17 protein-coding genes are annotated in these 16683 nt (G+C 61.0%); 5 read left to right on the top strand and 12 right to left on the bottom strand.

The window, feature by feature from the left end:
- Nucleotide 1 precedes the first annotated feature (1 nt).
- The 3 genes from RPF88_RS08590 (at nucleotide 2) to leuD (ending at nucleotide 3105) form a co-directional block, all read left to right on the top strand.
- Complete coding sequence (locus RPF88_RS08590; protein WP_337123868.1) at nucleotides 2-694, top strand: ABC transporter ATP-binding protein; 693 nt, start codon at nucleotides 2-4, stop codon at nucleotides 692-694.
- Between the two features lie 370 nt (nucleotides 695-1064).
- On the top strand, nucleotides 1065-2471 hold the full coding sequence (leuC, locus tag RPF88_RS08585) for a 3-isopropylmalate dehydratase large subunit (protein ID WP_064994823.1): 1407 nt from the start codon (nucleotides 1065-1067) through the stop codon (nucleotides 2469-2471).
- Between the two features lie 7 nt (nucleotides 2472-2478).
- The gene (leuD, locus tag RPF88_RS08580; protein ID WP_064994824.1) at nucleotides 2479-3105 is read left to right on the top strand and encodes a 3-isopropylmalate dehydratase small subunit; all 627 of its coding nucleotides are present in this window, start codon (nucleotides 2479-2481) and stop codon (nucleotides 3103-3105) included.
- A gap of 288 nt (nucleotides 3106-3393) precedes the next feature.
- Here leuD and RPF88_RS08575 read toward each other — a convergent pair whose 3' ends face one another.
- The 4 genes from RPF88_RS08575 to RPF88_RS08560 form a co-directional block, all read right to left on the bottom strand.
- Nucleotides 3394-4002, bottom strand: coding sequence for a flavin reductase family protein (locus tag RPF88_RS08575; protein WP_064994825.1), 609 nt, complete (start codon nucleotides 4000-4002; stop codon nucleotides 3394-3396).
- A gap of 160 nt (nucleotides 4003-4162) precedes the next feature.
- Entirely contained in the window at nucleotides 4163-5005 is an 843-nt protein-coding gene (locus RPF88_RS08570) for a fumarylacetoacetate hydrolase family protein (RefSeq protein WP_337122171.1), read from the bottom strand.
- A gap of 118 nt (nucleotides 5006-5123) precedes the next feature.
- The gene (gene leuB / locus RPF88_RS08565; RefSeq protein WP_337122170.1) at nucleotides 5124-6218 is read right to left on the bottom strand and encodes a 3-isopropylmalate dehydrogenase; all 1095 of its coding nucleotides are present in this window, start codon (nucleotides 6216-6218) and stop codon (nucleotides 5124-5126) included.
- 191 nt (nucleotides 6219-6409) lie between these two features.
- Entirely contained in the window at nucleotides 6410-7303 is an 894-nt protein-coding gene (locus RPF88_RS08560; RefSeq protein WP_127368273.1) for a LysR family transcriptional regulator, read from the bottom strand.
- A 254-nt stretch (nucleotides 7304-7557) separates the two neighbouring features.
- Here RPF88_RS08560 and RPF88_RS08555 point away from each other — a divergent pair, with 254 nt between their 5' ends.
- Complete coding sequence (locus RPF88_RS08555) at nucleotides 7558-8310, top strand: SDR family NAD(P)-dependent oxidoreductase (RefSeq protein ID WP_064994829.1); 753 nt, start codon at nucleotides 7558-7560, stop codon at nucleotides 8308-8310.
- A gap of 26 nt (nucleotides 8311-8336) precedes the next feature.
- Nucleotides 8337-9575, top strand: a complete 1239-nt coding sequence (locus tag RPF88_RS08550; protein WP_337122169.1) for a metal-dependent hydrolase family protein — start codon at nucleotides 8337-8339, stop codon at nucleotides 9573-9575.
- 483 nt (nucleotides 9576-10058) lie between these two features.
- Here RPF88_RS08550 and RPF88_RS33360 read toward each other — a convergent pair whose 3' ends face one another.
- The 8 genes from RPF88_RS33360 to RPF88_RS08520 form a co-directional block, all read right to left on the bottom strand.
- Nucleotides 10059-10181, bottom strand: coding sequence for a hypothetical protein (locus RPF88_RS33360; protein ID WP_442921270.1), 123 nt, complete (start codon nucleotides 10179-10181; stop codon nucleotides 10059-10061).
- A 78-nt stretch (nucleotides 10182-10259) separates the two neighbouring features.
- Nucleotides 10260-10520, bottom strand: coding sequence for a cupin domain-containing protein (locus RPF88_RS33355; RefSeq protein ID WP_442921269.1), 261 nt, complete (start codon nucleotides 10518-10520; stop codon nucleotides 10260-10262).
- A complete protein-coding gene (locus tag RPF88_RS33350; RefSeq protein ID WP_442921268.1) occupies nucleotides 10514-10744 on the bottom strand; it encodes a hypothetical protein in 231 nt (76 codons plus the stop codon). Before RPF88_RS33350 ends, RPF88_RS33355 begins: the two co-directional genes overlap by 7 nt.
- A 234-nt stretch (nucleotides 10745-10978) precedes the next feature.
- Nucleotides 10979-11731: a hydroxypyruvate isomerase family protein gene (locus RPF88_RS08540; RefSeq protein WP_064994832.1), complete on the bottom strand. Its 753-nt coding sequence runs from the start codon at nucleotides 11729-11731 to the stop codon at nucleotides 10979-10981.
- The gene (gene otnC / locus RPF88_RS08535) at nucleotides 11731-12384 is read right to left on the bottom strand and encodes a 3-oxo-tetronate 4-phosphate decarboxylase (protein ID WP_064994833.1); all 654 of its coding nucleotides are present in this window, start codon (nucleotides 12382-12384) and stop codon (nucleotides 11731-11733) included. Before otnC ends, RPF88_RS08540 begins: the two co-directional genes overlap by 1 nt.
- Nucleotides 12381-13658, bottom strand: coding sequence for a 3-oxo-tetronate kinase (gene otnK, locus RPF88_RS08530; RefSeq protein WP_337122168.1), 1278 nt, complete (start codon nucleotides 13656-13658; stop codon nucleotides 12381-12383). The genes otnC and otnK overlap by 4 nt, the downstream gene beginning before the upstream one ends.
- A 41-nt stretch (nucleotides 13659-13699) precedes the next feature.
- On the bottom strand, nucleotides 13700-14686 hold the full coding sequence (gene denD, locus RPF88_RS08525; protein WP_064994851.1) for a D-erythronate dehydrogenase: 987 nt from the start codon (nucleotides 14684-14686) through the stop codon (nucleotides 13700-13702).
- 41 nt (nucleotides 14687-14727) lie between these two features.
- Nucleotides 14728-16683: a hypothetical protein gene (locus tag RPF88_RS08520; RefSeq protein WP_337122167.1), complete on the bottom strand. Its 1956-nt coding sequence runs from the start codon at nucleotides 16681-16683 to the stop codon at nucleotides 14728-14730.

The raw sequence follows: 16683 nt of genomic DNA, 5'->3' as shown, positions 1-16683 counted from the left end.
TATGTTGGAGATAAGAAATCTCGATGCCTATTATGGTGAAAGCCATATATTGCAGAGTGTTGGCCTGTCAGTCGACGCAGGCGAGGTCGTGACGCTGGTGGGGCGCAACGGCGCCGGCAAGACCACGCTGCTTAAATCCATCATTGGTGACATACCGCGCCGGACGGGCAGCATCCGTTTTGGCAGCTCGGAAATCATCGACCTTTCGCCCGAGCGCATTTGCAGGATGGGAGTGGGCTTTGCCCCTGAGGACCGCGGCATATTTTCGACATTGAACGTCCATGAAAATCTGACCATCGGTCGGCCGAACAAAACCACAGGATGGCCACTTGAACGGATCTACCAGCATTTCCCCATTCTCAAGGCGCGGCGCCTGCAAAAAGCAGCGTCTCTGTCTGGCGGAGAGAAGCAGATGCTGGCGATCGCGCGTCCGCTCTATATGGGAGCGTCGTTCCTCCTGCTTGATGAGCCAACCGAGGGCTTGGCTCCTGTAGTTGTCGATGCAATCGGCGCGATCATTAATGATATCAAGTCGACCGGTCTGACAATTCTATTGGTCGAACAGAATCTTCAGTTTGCGGCTGAGGTTACGGACAGATACTACATGATCGAGAACGGGAAGATCGTAAAGGAATTGACGAATCTCCACATGGCTGCGGAGGAACAAAGTCTACTCGACTATCTTGGTGTCTGACAATTCTCCGTACTTCTCGTTGCGTGTAGGAAGGCGTGCCGGGATCGGAGCCTTCATGACCGACCGTTTTTGGCGTCGGCTTGGGAATGCCGACCAACACCTGACAGGGCTGGGAGGCAGAACTGTCCAGCCGCTCCGCTGATTTTGAAGATGCGGCGGGCAAACTGGACCAGGGCGTGATCCGCATCGTCGTTCGCGACGGAGCCATGTCGAAATGAGCCTTCAAGGCGTGTGGGCTAACTCCTAGATTGCAGGCGGCCTGATACCTCTGAGGATTTCGCCGATGACGAGCGCCTGGTGTCCAGTCGCATGCGCCGTTCAGCGAGTGTCCTCGGCAGATGCAATCAGGCGGCGCCGCGAAGAGGTCACCATGGCGAAGACGCTGTATGAAAAAATCTGGGATGCCCATGTCGTCAAGCCGCTGGGCGACAACAGGGCCATTCTCTTTGTCGACCGACATCTGGTTCATGAAGGTGTCGCGACTTACGCATTTTCGGGGCTAAGTGCGCGCGGGCGCAAGGTGCACCGTCCCGATCTGACGATCGGCGTGGCCGACCACGTCGTTCCCACGACGCCCCGCGTCAACGGGATCGCCTATGAGGACGAGGACGCACGCAAGATGGTCCAGGACATTGAGGCCTACTGCGGGCAGGCCGGTATCGACGTCTATTCGGTCGGCAACCGCCGGCAGGGTATCGTCCACGTGATCGGGCCTGAACTCGGCTTTGTGCTGCCCGGCGCTCTGGTGGTGTGCGGCGACAGCCACACCTCCACCCATGGCGCATTCGGGGCACTCGCCTTTGGCATCGGTATCTCCGAGGTCGAGCACGTGCTGGCGACGCAGACCATCGTGCAGCGCAAGTCCAAGTCGATGCGTGTCAACGTGAAGGGCGAACTGCCCTCCGGCGCAACGGCGAAAGACCTAATCCTTTCGATTCTGCATAGGATTGGCGTGGCAGGTGGTACCGGCCACGTCATCGAATACCAGGGAGAGGCGGTTCGGGCGCTGACCATGGAACAGCGCATGACGCTGTGCAACATGTCGATCGAGGGCGGCGCGCGCGCCGGCATGGTGGCGCCCGACGAGAAGACCATCGCCTATCTGGAAGGACGCAAATACTCGCCGAAGGACGAAATGTGGGGCCGGGCAGTGGATTCGTGGCGCTCGCTGAAGTCAGATCCGGATGCGTTCTTCGACGCGGATGTCGAAATCGCCGGATCCGACGTAGTGCCCTTCGTCACCTGGGGCACCAATCCCGGCCAATCGCTGCCGATCGTAGGCAGGGTGCCAAACCCTTCGTCCTGCGACAACGAGAGCGAGCGCACCAGTATCCAAGGCGCACTCGACTACATGGGCCTGCAGCCCGGACAGGCGCTGACCGACATCCACGTTGATCACGTCTTCATCGGCTCGTGCACCAATGGCCGCATCGAGGACTTGCGGGCCGCGGCCGTAGTGGTGCGGGGGCGCAAGGTCGCCGACGGTACGACTGCCTGGATTGTGCCTGGTTCGGGGCCGGTCAAGGACCAGGCTGAGCAGGAGGGACTCGACCAGATCTTCATCGAGGCCGGATTCGACTGGCGTGAGCCTGGCTGCTCGATGTGCCTGGCGATGAATGGCGAGCGGCTGAAACCTGGCGAACGATGCGCATCGACATCGAACCGGAATTTCGAAGGGCGACAGGGGCGCGGTGCGCGTACGCATCTGATGAGCCCCGCCATGGCCGCGGCAGCGGCGATCACCGGCCATTTGACAGACGTGCGCGAACTGATCTGAGGCGAATATGGAACCGATCTCCGGACACAGCGGCATCGCCGCGCCCTTTCCGATGTCCGACATCAACACAGACCTGATCTATCCCCAGCAGTTCCTGCGCAAGCCGGATCGCAACGCGATGGCACCGTTCCTGTTTCATAGCCTGCGCTACAGACCAGACGGCACACCAGATCCGGACTTTATCCTCAACAAGCAGCCCTATGACGAGGCGACGATCATCATCGCGGGGCGTAATTTCGGCTCCGGTTCGTCGCGCGAGCACGCGCCCTGGGCACTGAAATCATTTGGCATACGCTGCCTGATCTCCTCCATGTTCGCCGATATTTTCAAGGCGAACTGCATCAACAACGGCATCATTCCTGCGACCGTCAGTGAGGACGTGCTAGCAGAGTGCCTGCGCGCGGCGGCGAATCCGCAGGAAGCGCGCTTCACGGTGGACCTGGAAAGGCGCGAGCTCAGCCACCTGCGGCTTGGCACAGTGCCGTTCTTGATTGTCGATTCAGACCGGGAGCGACTGCTGAAGGGCAATGATTTCATCGACGACACTCTGGCGGAACTGCCGGCGATCAAAGATCATGAGAAAGCGTCGGCGCAAGCGACGCCATGGCTCAGTATCGGGGCTGTCACCGACTGACATGAAAGGGCCAAATGGCGTTATTGTCGGCTGCGCTTTGAGACCACGCAGTCGCGGATGCACCGTTCTCTACGCCGCTAGCAGCGATCGTGTTCGCTGCTGTTTGAGCCACAACCGCTACAGAAAGCAACGCTATCGGGACACAGCTAGGGTCATCCATGGCTCGAACGACTTGCCTCGGTTATACGCCAAAACTCCATAGGGTCGCTCTCGCTCCGCGGCCTGACACCCGCTCGACGAGCACCGAACACCGTGAAGGAAGCGCCGCTTCTATTCCCGCAATCAGGCTTATGGCTGAAGGCGTGCCATCTCAAAAATGTCGTCGCAGACAATGTAGTTGTTACCCTGCATCCGCCCGACGACGCGCATCTTCGCCGTATCGACATGGAAGCGTTCCGGATTGATGAGCAGGTCGTTGCGGATATGCATGACTTGCACATGGCCGAGGATAAGCGAACGGTTTGACCCCAGCTCGACGATTTGCATCAGCTTGCACTCGAAGGACACCGGACTTTCTGCGATGCGCGGCGCGCCGATCGAAAGCGAGGCCTGCGAGCTCAGGCCGGAGACGGTGAACTCGTCGACGGCCGGGCCGTATTCAGTGGCCGTGACGTTCATCGCCTTCAGCTGATCCTCGTCGACTAGGTTGACGACGAACTCGCCGGTGGCGCGGATGTTACGGCCTGTGTCCTTCCGGTCGCCGGGACTGCGGTCGTTGATCGAGAATCCGACAACCGGCGGATCCTCGCCGAAAACATTGAAGAAGGAGAACGGCGCGGCGTTGCGTTGACCGGCTTCGCTGATGGTGGAAACCCAGGCTATTGGGCGGGGCGTGATGGTGGAGGACAGGAGCTTGTATCGCTCAATGGGCTTGAGGTCGGAAAAATTGAAGTGCATGCCTGCTCCGGCGAGTCTAGAAATGTCAGATGCCAACATTGATGGGCGATAGGAAGGCCCCTAATCGGGATGGCGACCGGAAATCGTCGAGCTTCGAGGATTTGAATCGCTGCCACCCACGTCAAAGGCGTCGGGTCGACGGTCATGGAGCATCCGATCGCTACGCCCGAATGCATTCCTGGCGCTGTTCGCCAAGACCCTCGATGCCCAAGGTAATGACATCGCCAGCCTTGAGAAAAATATTCGGCTTCTGACCGAGGCCGACGCCGGGCGGAGTGCCAGTGGAAATGATATCGCCGGGGCGCAGGCTCATGAACTGCGACAGATAGGATACCAAGTGCCTCACGCCGTAGACCATGGTCGCTGTCGAGCCGTTCTGGAAGGCTTTGCCATTGACCTCAAGATGCATCTTCAGCGCCTGTGGATCGCACACCTCGTCCGCGGTGACCAGCCAGGGGCCGAGCGGGCCGAAGGTGTCGGCCGACTTGCCCTTGGTCCACTGACCTTGTCGTTCGGCCTGGAAGGAGCGCTCGGATAAGTCGTTGACGACACAATAGCCAGCGACATGGTCCATCGCCTCGTCCTCCGAGACATATTTCGCGGTCTTGCCGATAACGACGCCGAGTTCGACCTCCCAGTCGGTCTTTTCGGAACCGCGTGGGATCTCGACCCGGTCGTATGGGCCGGTGATCGCCGAAGTTGCCTTCATGAAGATAATCGGCTCGGACGGCACCGTGGCGCCGGTTTCCTCGGCATGGTCAGAATAATTCAGCCCGATGCAGATGAATTTTCCGGTCCCGGCGACGCAAGGGCCGATGCGTGGATTACCGTCGACGACCGGGAGACTGGCGATATCGATCGCACGGAGCGCGTCGAGACCAATGGGACACAGCGTCCCGCCGGCAATATCGCAGACATGGCCAGACAGGTTACGAATGAGGCCCTCTCGGTCGAGAATGCCAGGCTTTTCCTCACCCGGCTCGCCATAGCGCAGCAATTTCATCGCGTGTCGTACTCCTTTTGCGCCCACTGGGATTTCAGTCGAGCGTCAGACCTGGATTGAAGACGCCCACGCGGGAGACGGACTCTCCTTTCTAGGAACTTGCGACGCATCGGACCGATCAGCAGACGGCCTGCCTGCTGGATCCGGCGACGAGAACCGCTACAACGGCGTCACCCATCTCGCTGGTGGAGACCCTGCGACAGCCGGGCCGCATAATGTCGGCGGTTCGGTAGCCGGCGGCAAGCACCGAACGGACCGCAGCCTCGACCCGCGCGGCCTCATTTTCCAGCGAGAAAGAATAGCGCAGCATCAGCGCTACCGACAAAATCGCTGCCAGCGGATTGGCAATATTGCGGCCCGCAATGTCGGGTGCGGTGCCGTGGACAGGTTCGTAGAGCCCCTTGTTTCCGACACCCAACGAGGCCGACGGCAGCATGCCGATTGAACCGGCAAGCATCGCCGCGGCATCGGAGAGGATGTCACCGAAGACATTTCCGGTGACGATGACGTCAAACTGCCTGGGATTGCGGATCAGCGCCATGGAGGCTGCATCGACATAGAGATGGGTCAGTTCCACATCCGTATAGTCCTTGCCGACGCGGGTCACCACCTCGCGCCACAACATCATTGTCTCCAGCACGTTCGACTTGTCGACAGAGCACAGCTTCCTGCCGCGTTTTTGCGCCGCCTTGAAGCCTACATGGGCGATACGGTCTATCTCGCTCTCGGTGTAGCGCATTGTGTTGATGCCTTCGCGCTCCCCGGCCGCGTTGACAGAGATGCCGCGGGGCTCGCCGAAATACAGGTCACCATTCAACTCCCGCAGGATCAGCATATCGACGCCTTCGACCACCTCCGGCTTCAGCGTCGAGGCGTCGAGCAATTCGGGATAGAGCAGGACCGGACGAAAATTGGCATAGAGCGACAGCGCCCGGCGAAGCCGCAACAACCCGTTTCCAGCGCCTTCGGATGGTGGGCGGTGCTCGTCGGCGGGCACACCGGTACCGCCAAGCAGGATAGCGTCAACCGCACGGCAGAGTTCAAGCGTTTTCGCCGGCAACGCATCGCCGACGGTCTGAATGCCTTCGTCGCCGATGATGGCTTCGGTCATCTCGAAGGCGAGTCCAGCGCCGGCAAGTGAGCGCAACACTTTGACCGCCTCAGCGGTCACCTCCTTGCCGATGCCGTCGCCGGGAAGTACCGCGATTTTCACGTCCTATTCCTCCAGATGGATTTCACAGGAGCGCAAACCACCACGGCGCGCGCCCTTTCGGGTGTCTTATAGGAGTGTCGCGTGCATCCTCGAAGTCGTCCTTCGGAAACAGCCCATCGCCATAGGCGAACGCGCCCCGGCGGTCGCGGGCGGACCGCGCCGACGAGGACGGCCGGCGAAATCAAGCGGCCTTATCGGGTTTCGCTGTTGGTGAGATGGTTGAGCAGCAGCCGCACGGGCGGCGGCATGGTCTGGCTTGCCTGCACGCAAAGGTTCCACTGGCGCTCGGCCCAGGGTTCGTCAAGGACGATGGCGACGGTGTTGCCGCTGGTCACATAGCGCTCGGCGCATTTCTCCGGGACCAGGCCGATCCCCAGTCCGGCTTCAACCATGCTGAATACGGTCTCGAAACCGTTCACGCGGACTGGCATCCGCAACGAGCGGGCGAGGTCGGAAGCAGCGCGTAGCACAAGCGAGTCGAGGAAGGATCCCTTCATCGGCCCGATTAGATCGAAATCGGTGAACTCAGCAAACTTGACGATCGTGCGGTCCGCCAGCGGGTGGTCCTTGTGAACGAGTGCGACAATGCGGTCGACACGGTACGGGATGATCTTCAAGCCTTGGCGCGGCACAACGCCGCCGAAGACGCCGATATCGGCGGCGTTCTCCGCCACCGCCTCGAGCGCCTCCTGGCTTGTTCCTTCCTGCAGGTCAATGCGCACGGCGTCGTGTAGGGCGAGGAACTCGCGCAGGTCACGCGGCAGGTGTTGGATGATGGTGGAAACACTGGCATAGACGCGGACGTGGCCACGCACGCCGCTGGCATGATTGGACAGCTCGGATTCCATCTGGCGCAGGTCGCGCATGACCACGCGGGCGTGGTACAGCAGGGAATTGGCGGCTGCGGTGAGTTCCAACCCCTTGGAACCACGCAAGAACAGCGGTGTCTTGAGCCGGGCCTCGAGATCGGAAATGCGCTTGCTGATTGCAGATGCAGCTATGTGCTCGCGGTCAGCGGCCTTGGCAATGCTTTGCTCCTCACAGACTGCGACGAACAATTCCAATGACAACAGGTCAAAACGCATTCGTCGCAAAGCTCCATGCTGGATTGGCCGACCACTGTCCACGATCCTGGTGCCAAGGAAGGGATCGACAATCGCGAATGTTCAGCTGCGCCGGGGTCATCGCGGATCACGACGCACCCGTTCCCAATCAAGTCTTCGCGCTGCCCATCATGTCTCCAATAAGGTCGTATTCCGGTTTGGCAGAAAACACAAAATGAAATTGCTCACGTCCGGCGTAGCCGGGGCGCCAGCGGAAAGTCAGGAACCGTCTATACATGAATGAATATGATCTCGCAGGCCGAACCGCAGTCATCACGGGAGGCGCTCAAGGAATCGGGTTTGCCGTCGTCAAGCGTATGCTCGAATCAGGTGCGAGTGTCTCCATCTGGGACCGCGACGAGATGGTGCTCGGTGTCTGCGCCGAGAAGGTCGGAGCCTCAGACCGCGTCCAGTGCCTGACAGCCGATATCGGCGTGCTCGCCTCAGTTGAGGCTGCGACAAAGGCAACTGTCGAGCGCTACGGCAAGGTCGACATCCTAGTTAATAACGCCGCCTTGGTTGGCCCTAATATGCCAACTTGGGAGTATCCGCCGGAAGCCTTCGCAGAGGTGGTTCAGGTCGGACTCAATGGCACCTTCCACTGCTGCCGAACGATCGTGCCCCACATGATGGAGAAGGGTTACGGACGCATCGTCAACATCAGCTCTGTCGCCGGCAAGGAAGGCAATCCCAATGCGGTCGCCTATTCGTCAATGAAAGCCGGCGTGATCGCGCTAACCAAGTCGCTTGGTAAGGAGTTGGCCGATCGCAACGTCGCCGTCAACTGCGTGACGCCGGCCGTCGCCAAGACACCGGGCGCGATGGCCCAGGCGCCCGAACATATAGCCTATATCCTTGGCAAGATCCCACGCGGGCGCATGCTCGAACTGGAGGAGGCAGCGTCCATGATCTGCTGGCTGGCCACGCAGGAGAATTCCTTCACCACCGGAGCGGTCTTCGACCTGTCGGGCGGACGTGCGACCTACTAACAGGAATGATTGAAGAGGAGATTCCCATGCCTTCATATGTCTTCGAGAACGCGCGCGTGCTTGATGGTTCCTCGGACGACGGGGAGTATGACCGTCATGTACGGGTGTCGGAAGGCATGATTGACGAAGTTTCCGACAAGCCGATTAAGGACGTCAACGCGATCATGATCGACCTGAAGGGCAAGACGCTGATGCCCGGCTTAATCGATTGCCACGTCCACGTTTATTCGGCCGCTGAAGATCCGTCCGCCAGCTCACGTATGCCCAACGAACTGGTGGCGCTGCACGCGGCCAAGATCGTCAAGGGCATGCTGTTGCGCGGCTTCACGACAGTCCGCGACGTCGGTGGGGCGACGCTGGGCTTCAAATACGCGCTTGAAAGCGGTCTGATCGACGGACCCAGGTTGACCATGTGCGGCAAGGCTTTTGTCCAGTCCGGCGGCCATACCGATCCGCGCGAGCGCGGCGACCTGATCTCGGCTGAAACCTTCAACAATCAACTCGGCAACGTGTCGAAGATCGTCGACGGCGTTGATGAGTGTCGCCGCGCGACGCGCGAGGAGATACGCAAAGGCGCTCAGTTCATCAAGGTGATGGCCGGCGGCGGCGCGGCGCAGCTGCGGATGCCACGCTCATGGAATGCCTATTCGATGGATGAGCTTCGCGCCTTCCAGGAAGAAGCGGAGAACGCCCAGACATACGTTTGCGTGCACGCACATTCGGACGAGTCAATCGCGCGGGCGCTGGCCTGCGGGATCAAGTCGATCGAGCACTGTACGCTGATCACTCCCGCAACGGCGGCGATCATGGCCGAGAAGGGCGCTTATTCAACGCCGACAATCAGCGCATACGAGGGACAAATCATCGAGGCTGAAAGGCTCGGACTCGACGCTGCCGCCGTTGAGCGCCTGCAGTGGGTGCGTGATCGTGGCCCGGAATCGCTGGAGATCATGCACGACGCCGGTGTAAAGATTTGCCATGGTTCGGATCATCTAGGCTTTCTACATCCACACCAGAACCTGGAATTCAATATCCGCGCCGAGGCGCTGCCGCCCATCGAGGTCATCCGATCGACCACCATCAACGCGGCCGAACTGTGCTTGATGGCTGGCAAGATCGGCACCATCGCCGCAGGGGCCTATGCTGACATGATTGTGATAGACGGCGATCCACTGAAGGACATCTCGCTGCTCGGCGACGAAGGCAAATCCTTCCAGGCGATCATGAAGGGTGGGGTTTTCTATAAGAACGAACTTTCCCACTAATGGTGGACGGATTCGGCAAGATGGAGGCTGTGGCGAGGGCGACGGGCGCGAAAATTCCGCTCCGTCTTTTCGTATAGTCGGGCGACGCGGACATGCGGCCCGCGCGCGATCTGAAGAGACAGCACACTGTACGTTGGCAATCCGGCGCGCGCCGGCAACTGTTGCAGGCGCCGCTGGACGCAGCCGGTGTGGCCTTCGGTCGGTTATGGCAGCGCCTCCCAATTCAGCCGTGAATACAAGCGGCTATTCGGTGCCTCACCGGTGCAAGATGCCAATTGCGGGGCCTGGTCGGTCAGGAATCGGTGGTCCGTCATGGAAAAATGAACGAACGAGAAGTCGGCTAGGGGAATTCCAAGGAGTGGTCTTCACAGCTCTAGCCTACCGTGAGACCCTTTGGCGTGCGAACTGTATTGGCGGTAACCGGGTGAATGCAACACTGGAAGGAACTGGCGGAGCCATAGCCGACGGTTTCAGCAACCTCCTTCACGCCGCCATCCCCGCGCCGCAGCATGTCCCTGGCGAGGGCCATCCGCCACATAGCAGGTACTCCATCGGCTGGACGCCGACCTCCCTGCGGAACCTGTCGAAGAACACCGAGCGCGACATGGAGGCCTCCTTCGCCAGTCGCTCCACCGTCCATTCATGGCGCGGGTCGCCGTGAATGCAGTGTATTGCGCTCCCTAGCTAGGGCGTCAGCCAATCCACGGAGAAGGCTCCCGGCGGGGCGGCGTTGTCCGCCGCCGCCCGCTGCGCCTCGATGAGCCGTACAGCAAGCAGGCGCCCGAGGACCATCTCGCGGGCAGGCCTCTCGTCCTGAGCTTCATTCCTGACGAGCTGTACCAACGTAGCGATCCTCTTCAGCCAGCGGACGTGGATGAGCTCCGGCAGAAGCGACAGTAGCAGCCCGGCATCCGGCGAGCCGAAGGCGAAGCGGCCAGCTAGCATGCGTAAGTTCGTTGGCCTGCCGGATCGCCGTGCCCCGTCTCGTCCTCCACGATCGTATGCACCGACTGGCTCCTTGGGCCGCCATCAAGGCTCGACATTGTAAAGTCGCGTGCCGCCGGGACGAGGAAAAAGTCGTTCTCCTTTAGCTCGATCGTTGGCCGCCCTTCCAAAGACAGGCGCACGGCTCCCTCCAGGATCACGCAGAACAAGGGTTCGTTCGTCATCGATACGTCGATCCGCCACGAAGGGAGCCGTCGCTGGATTGCATGGATTGAGTCGTTTGGCTAACGCTGCTGATCGAGCGAGTGTGTTGTTGGCCCTTTCTCGCCAAGCTTTGGTTAACCTCCTACCGCCGATAGAAAGGCCGTCGCAATAGGGGCGTCTTTCATCCGTTCAGTCAGTTGGCGGAAGTTCGCGGGCCAAAATGAGTGTCCGGCCCAGTCCACTCCCACACGCTCTTAATCCTCGAACAACTCCATCCAAGCAAAGGAATCGGTAGCAGGGCGATATTCGGCGCCGAATGCGCCATCATAGCCGGCGTCAGCGATTGCACGCAGGAGCCAGCCATAGTCCACCTCGCCGTGATCGGGCTCGCCACGATCCGGCACGGCGGCAAATTGGATATGGCCGATCCTGTCGGCAAATCGCCTCACCGAGTTGAGCAAGTCACCCTGAATGATCTGCATGTGGTAGCAGTCGAACATGACCTTTACGGCGCCTTGTGTCGCATCGATCACACGCAGTGCGGTGGGGAGGTCGGAAAGAAAATAGCCTGGCGCATCGCGCGGGTTCAACGGCTCGATCAGCACCCCGATGTTGTGCTGCGCGGCGCTCTTCGATGCGTACCGCAAGTTGCCTTCGAAGGTCGCGAAGGCCTCGTCACCGGTTGCCTTGCCTGCCATCACATGGATGTTGCGACAGCGCGTGGCTGCTGCCCATTGAACCGCCTGGTCAATCGCCGCGCGAGCTTCCGTTTCCCGACCCGGCAGCGCAGCGAGGCCATTGTCACCCGCTCCAACGTCGCCTCTGGCCGTGTTGATGCCAAGAAGCGGAAGGCCAGTTTCGATGAGCGTCTGCGCGATCACCGATGCATCGGTGTCGTATGGCCAATGCATCTCAACGGCGGCAAAACCGAGCCGTTTTGCCGCACGGATCGCGTCTGGAAGCGCGAGGTCACGAAAAAGAAATCCCAGATTGGCCGAAAGCTGCATCAGTCGTCCCACTCCACGTCAAAATATTCCACCAACTCACGAATTTGCGGCGCTGCGAGGATTTTAGGCCGCAAGCCGCGGGTGAGAAGCGTGAGTTTGGCCGTTTCCTCAAGCTCTTCCATCGCGTAGGCGGCGGCTTCGAGATCCTTGCCGGCCACCACGGGGCCGTGGTGGGCCAGCAACACTGCCGACCGTTTTCCAGCGAGTCCGCGCACGGCGTCTCCCATCGACGGATCGCCAGGCCGGATGTAGGGCAGCAGTTTCACCTTGCCCAGCCGCATGACCGAATAGGCCGTCAATGGCTTGAAGACGCTGTCCGGATCGATGCCGGGCAGAAGCGAAACCGCGACCGAATGGGTTGAATGAAGATGGACGACCGCTCCAGCGCGCGCACCGCGCGTCTCGTAGAACGCCGAATGCAGCGGCATTTCCTTCGTCGGCTTGTCGCCGTCCACGAACCGCCCCTCCGCGTCAAACAACGATAGGCGGGCGGGATCGAGCGTGCCAAAGGACGATCCCGTCGGCGAGACGAGAAGCCGACCGTCGCCGAGGCGAGCGGAGATGTTCCCCGAGCTTCCGGCAGTAAGGCCGCGCGTGAACATGGACGCGGCAACGCTGCAAATTTGCTCCCTGAGCCTTGTTTCATCGTTCATCGGACAACGTCTCCAGCAAGGACGCCGGCTGCCTTTTTGAAGAAGTCAGCCGCGCCGAAATTGCCCGACTTCAGTGCGAGCACCATTTCCAGCCCACCGGCCTTCAACGCTGGAACGCCGGGGTCGATCTCCGGTCCGATCTCGAACGACGAAATCTCGAGCGCCGATACGACGGCCCCCGATGTCTCGCCGCCCGCCGTGACCAGCCGGCGGACGCCATGCGCCAGAAGCTGGCGCGCCAATTCGCCGAAAAAACCTTCGACCGCCGTTGCGACGCGCTCCTTCCCGTGGTGCTTCTGCGCGGCTGCGACGGCTTCGGGCTCAGCCGACGAAAACACGAGCGGCAAGCCATGCTGCTGCTGGCCGATAACCCATTCGGCATATTCGACAGGATTGGCCGCGCGGTCCATGACAGCGTCCACCTCCACGACGCGCGTTGGATGGCTTTTCCGGTGCTCGGCGATCTGGCGTCGGCTCATGGCAGAGCACGAGCCGCAAAGCACGGCTGCCGGCCCCTGTTTTCCCATCCAATCCATGGCCGCCCTGCCAATCAGCCCGGCCCGACGAAAGTTGGTCGGAAGTCCAAGGGCAATGCCCGAACCGCCGCTGAGCAGGACATCCGATTCGGCAGCCTCGCCAATGGCGATAAGGTCCTTGTCCAAAATGGCGTCGACGACGATGTAGCGAGAGCCGCTCGCAGCAGCAGCCTCTAGAGCATCCCTGATCGGGATGCTTCCTCCCGCCACGACGTCGTAGGGGACATGGCCGATCCCGCGCCCGGTCTGTCGTGCAAGCCAACGTCTCAGATCGGGATCTGTCATTGGCGTAAGCGGATGTTTCTCCATGCCGGATTCGCTCAACAGACGATCGTTAACGAAAAGATGCCCCTGGTAGATCGACCGGCCAGTCGCGGGAAACGCCGGACAGACGATCGCGCGTGCCGCCCCCACGGCGTCGCCAAGAGCGTCTAGCACCGGCCCGATATTGCCTTCGGGGGTCGAATCGAATGTCGAGCAGTACTTGAACAGATACTGGCGGCAGCCCTGGCGTCTAAGCCACTCTAGCGCCGCAAGCGACTGCTTCACCGCCTCGCTGGCGGGTATCGTTCTGGTCTTCAGGGCAACGACGCCCGCGTCAACCGAGCGGTCGGAGTCGATTTTGGGAACGCCATTGTACTGGACGGTGCGCATACCCCCCTTGGCGAGCGTGTTGGCCAAGTCGGACGACCCGGTGAAATCATCGCCTATGCAGCCGAGAAGCATCAGATCTCTCACTTTCAACTTCCATGGAAACGCTAGTGACTCTGCCTTGGCGGTTAAGGGATGGCCTTCGGGGCGTCATCCGCCAGGTAAACCGCTATCAGTTCATCCACCGTGCTTTCGGCCACGAAGCCCAGATTGTTGGCTAGCGTGGGCGAGAAGGATTTTGGCCAACCCGCAATGATGGCCTTAATCGCCTCGTCCGGCTTGCGGTCTATCAAAGCCTCGGCTTCGGCGCCTGCCACGCGGCGGAGCGCGGCAATTTGGTCGGAGACTGTGGCCGCGACCCCAGGCATGTTCAGCGTGCGCCGGGCGCCCAGCGCGGACGTATCGAGCATCGCGGCATGGATGAGGAGAGCTACCGCCGTGCGCGGACTAGCCAGCCAATGCTTGACCGTCTCCTCCACCGGCAGGACGGAGCGTTGGCCGGCGAGTGGCTCGCGCAGGATTCCGGAGAAGAATCCCGAGGCCGCCGCGTTGGGAGCGCCAGGCCGAATAACGATCGTAGGCAGCCGTATCCCAATTCCGTCAAGGAAGCCGCGTCGCGAATAGTCTGCGAGCAACAGCTCGGATATCGCCTTCTGGGTGCCGTAGCTGGTTAGCGGGGCAAGAATGTAATCGTCGGGAATAGGGTCTGGTAAAGGCGCGCCATATACTGCGACCGACGAGGTGAACACCAGCCGGGGGAGATACTTCTTACGCGCCCCTTCCAGTCGGATCGCCTCGAAAAGAGCACGCGTGCCGTCCACATTGATCAGGTACCCCTTCTCGAAATCGCGTTCCGCTTCGCCGGACACGATGGCTGCGAGATGGAAAATCACATCGGCGCGGCGCGCGGCTAGCTCCTCGGCTGCACCGGAGACGGCAATATCAGCGGCAATGGCTTCGATGGAATATAAGGCACCGGTTGGCACTGGGGGCTTCGTCAAGTCTGCCAACGTCATCCGCTCGATCTTCTTATCCCCGAGCGACCCGGTCCGGGAAAGCTCCGCCGCGAGTTTGCGGCCGATCATTCCACCAGCGCCAATGATGAGTATATGCATGGATGCTCCGTTCTCTTCAGGGCCTGTCTCGGGATGCTGCATCATACTGGCCTGAAGGCACGCACCACCGCGTAGCTTTCGAGCGACAGCGTCTGTGCTTCGACAGGCGTCAGGCGGTCGAGCAGATCCGGTTGACGGGATGCCGCAACGAAAGATGAGGCATCAAGAATTGCAGCGGTCGTGAAGCCTTCGGGGAGGCGGACTTCCAGCGTGTTGGGCGAGGGATTGCAGAGCCATAGCTCGGTGCCTTTTTCCGTAACCGCCGCGATCCCTCGCACCGCCCCGGCGGCGGACGATCGCAGCGGACGGATCGGACGGCCTTTGAGTTTCGCCAGGCCTCGCACGATGTGCCAAACAGGATACAGTTCGCCCTTGCCCTCGAACCAGGACTGCGGAAACGGCGTCGGCACGGAGAGAACGCCGAACGGGCCGACCGCGCCGCCGAGCGCGACGGCCTCCGCGCCGCCTTCCGCGAAGGCAGCGAAATAGCCGAGATTCCAGGCTGCGCCCATGATGCCCCTCTGGCGCGGATCATTGAAATTGACCGCCTGCCGGATGTTCGTGGGATTGGCGACGGGCGCTTCGCCATAGGGATTGTCACGCAACCCGATCGCGGACGGCCCAACGGAATACGGCAGCCCCCTGGCGATGGCTGGCACGGTCCTGACGATATGCGGTAAACATTCGAGCGTCTCCATCAAGGATCGGTCGTCACCAGCATGGAAGATCGCTGCCGTCGTAAATGTCACGAGGTCTATCGTCTCGGTCGGGGGACGTTTACGGTTGAGCTCAGTGAAGAAGCTGAACATCCCGCCGCCGATGCGGGACCCAGGGAAGGCGGTGCGCGTGGCGGCATAGAGTTTCGCCGGGGCAGGCGCAGCCGGCCAGACGCTGCCGGGCAGCGTGCATTTGAGGTCGGGCGCCGGCGACACCAAAACTGTCGCGAAACGACGATCGAGTTTCGCGACAAGCTTGCCGAGGAAGTCGATTTCCGCCGCGGCTCCGGCATCGTTGACGTGCTCGACGACGGCTTCGAGCCAAGGTTGCGCGCCTAATGCGGCGGCGACCTCCACATGCCTCGCCAGCGATTCGGCATCATGGCCGCGCCGTGGATCGTGATGGCAGATAACATGGGCGACGCCGAGCTGGTGCAGCGTCTCGACATGCCGCAATGCAGCCGAAGCATCCTCGGGCTGGAGCCCAATGCCGAGAGGGGGCATCGTGCCCTCCGCCTCGCCAAGCGTCAGGACGGCTGCGCCCCCAGCCCAACGCGACGGAGCCCTCGGAAAGCCCTTGACGGTCAGGGTGATCTTCTGTTGGACGACCTCGCCTGGCTCGATCCTGTATGGCCAGGGCAAGGCGAGGGGACGAACATAGGTTTTGTAGGAGGCGTCGGTCCAGTTCCGCTGGTCTTCCATCTCGAAGGCGTCGCCCTCCATCAGGCAGGTGACCTCCAGCCCGCCGGGAGTACGGTGCGCTATTTCACGAAGATCCATCATCGGCTGTACAGGATCGATCTCTACGGGAAAGCGTGTCTCGACCCTTTCGCCGCTTGTATGCGTGATCGTGGCCGGCGCGCCGCTCACGCCCTCAATAGGATGCAGGACGACAAACCCGGTTCGATTCGTCAGAAGCCCGGTCGGCGTCTTCCCGCGAGCCGAATAGGTCAGCACGCCGGCTGCGGACCCTTCGATGACGACTTCGTAGCCAAAGGTCTCGCCATTGCCGGCTACTCCTGCGCGGTAGCTGATCCAAAATCGATCGCCATCTTGCTGGACGATCAGATCCGCAATTTTCGGAATCAGCGTCGCCCAGTCCTTGTCGCGCACGACGAAGGAGATTGCGCGGATCGCCTCTTCGCCATGCATACGGACGTCGCGTAGGTTGGCGCCGTCAAAAAGTACGCTGAGCGGACCGGCATTCAGCACGCGCTCCTCTGCCGGGGGCTCCTCGGTACCGTAAAGCCGGACCGTGCGGGAGGGATCGGAATGTGTCAT

The sequence above is a fragment of the Mesorhizobium sp. ISC11 genome, assembly GCF_037162595.1.
Taxonomy (GTDB): Bacteria; Pseudomonadota; Alphaproteobacteria; order Rhizobiales; family Rhizobiaceae; genus Mesorhizobium; species Mesorhizobium ciceri.
Note: the sequence above shows the minus strand (reverse complement) of the source record. Positions and strands in the feature narration are given on the sequence as shown.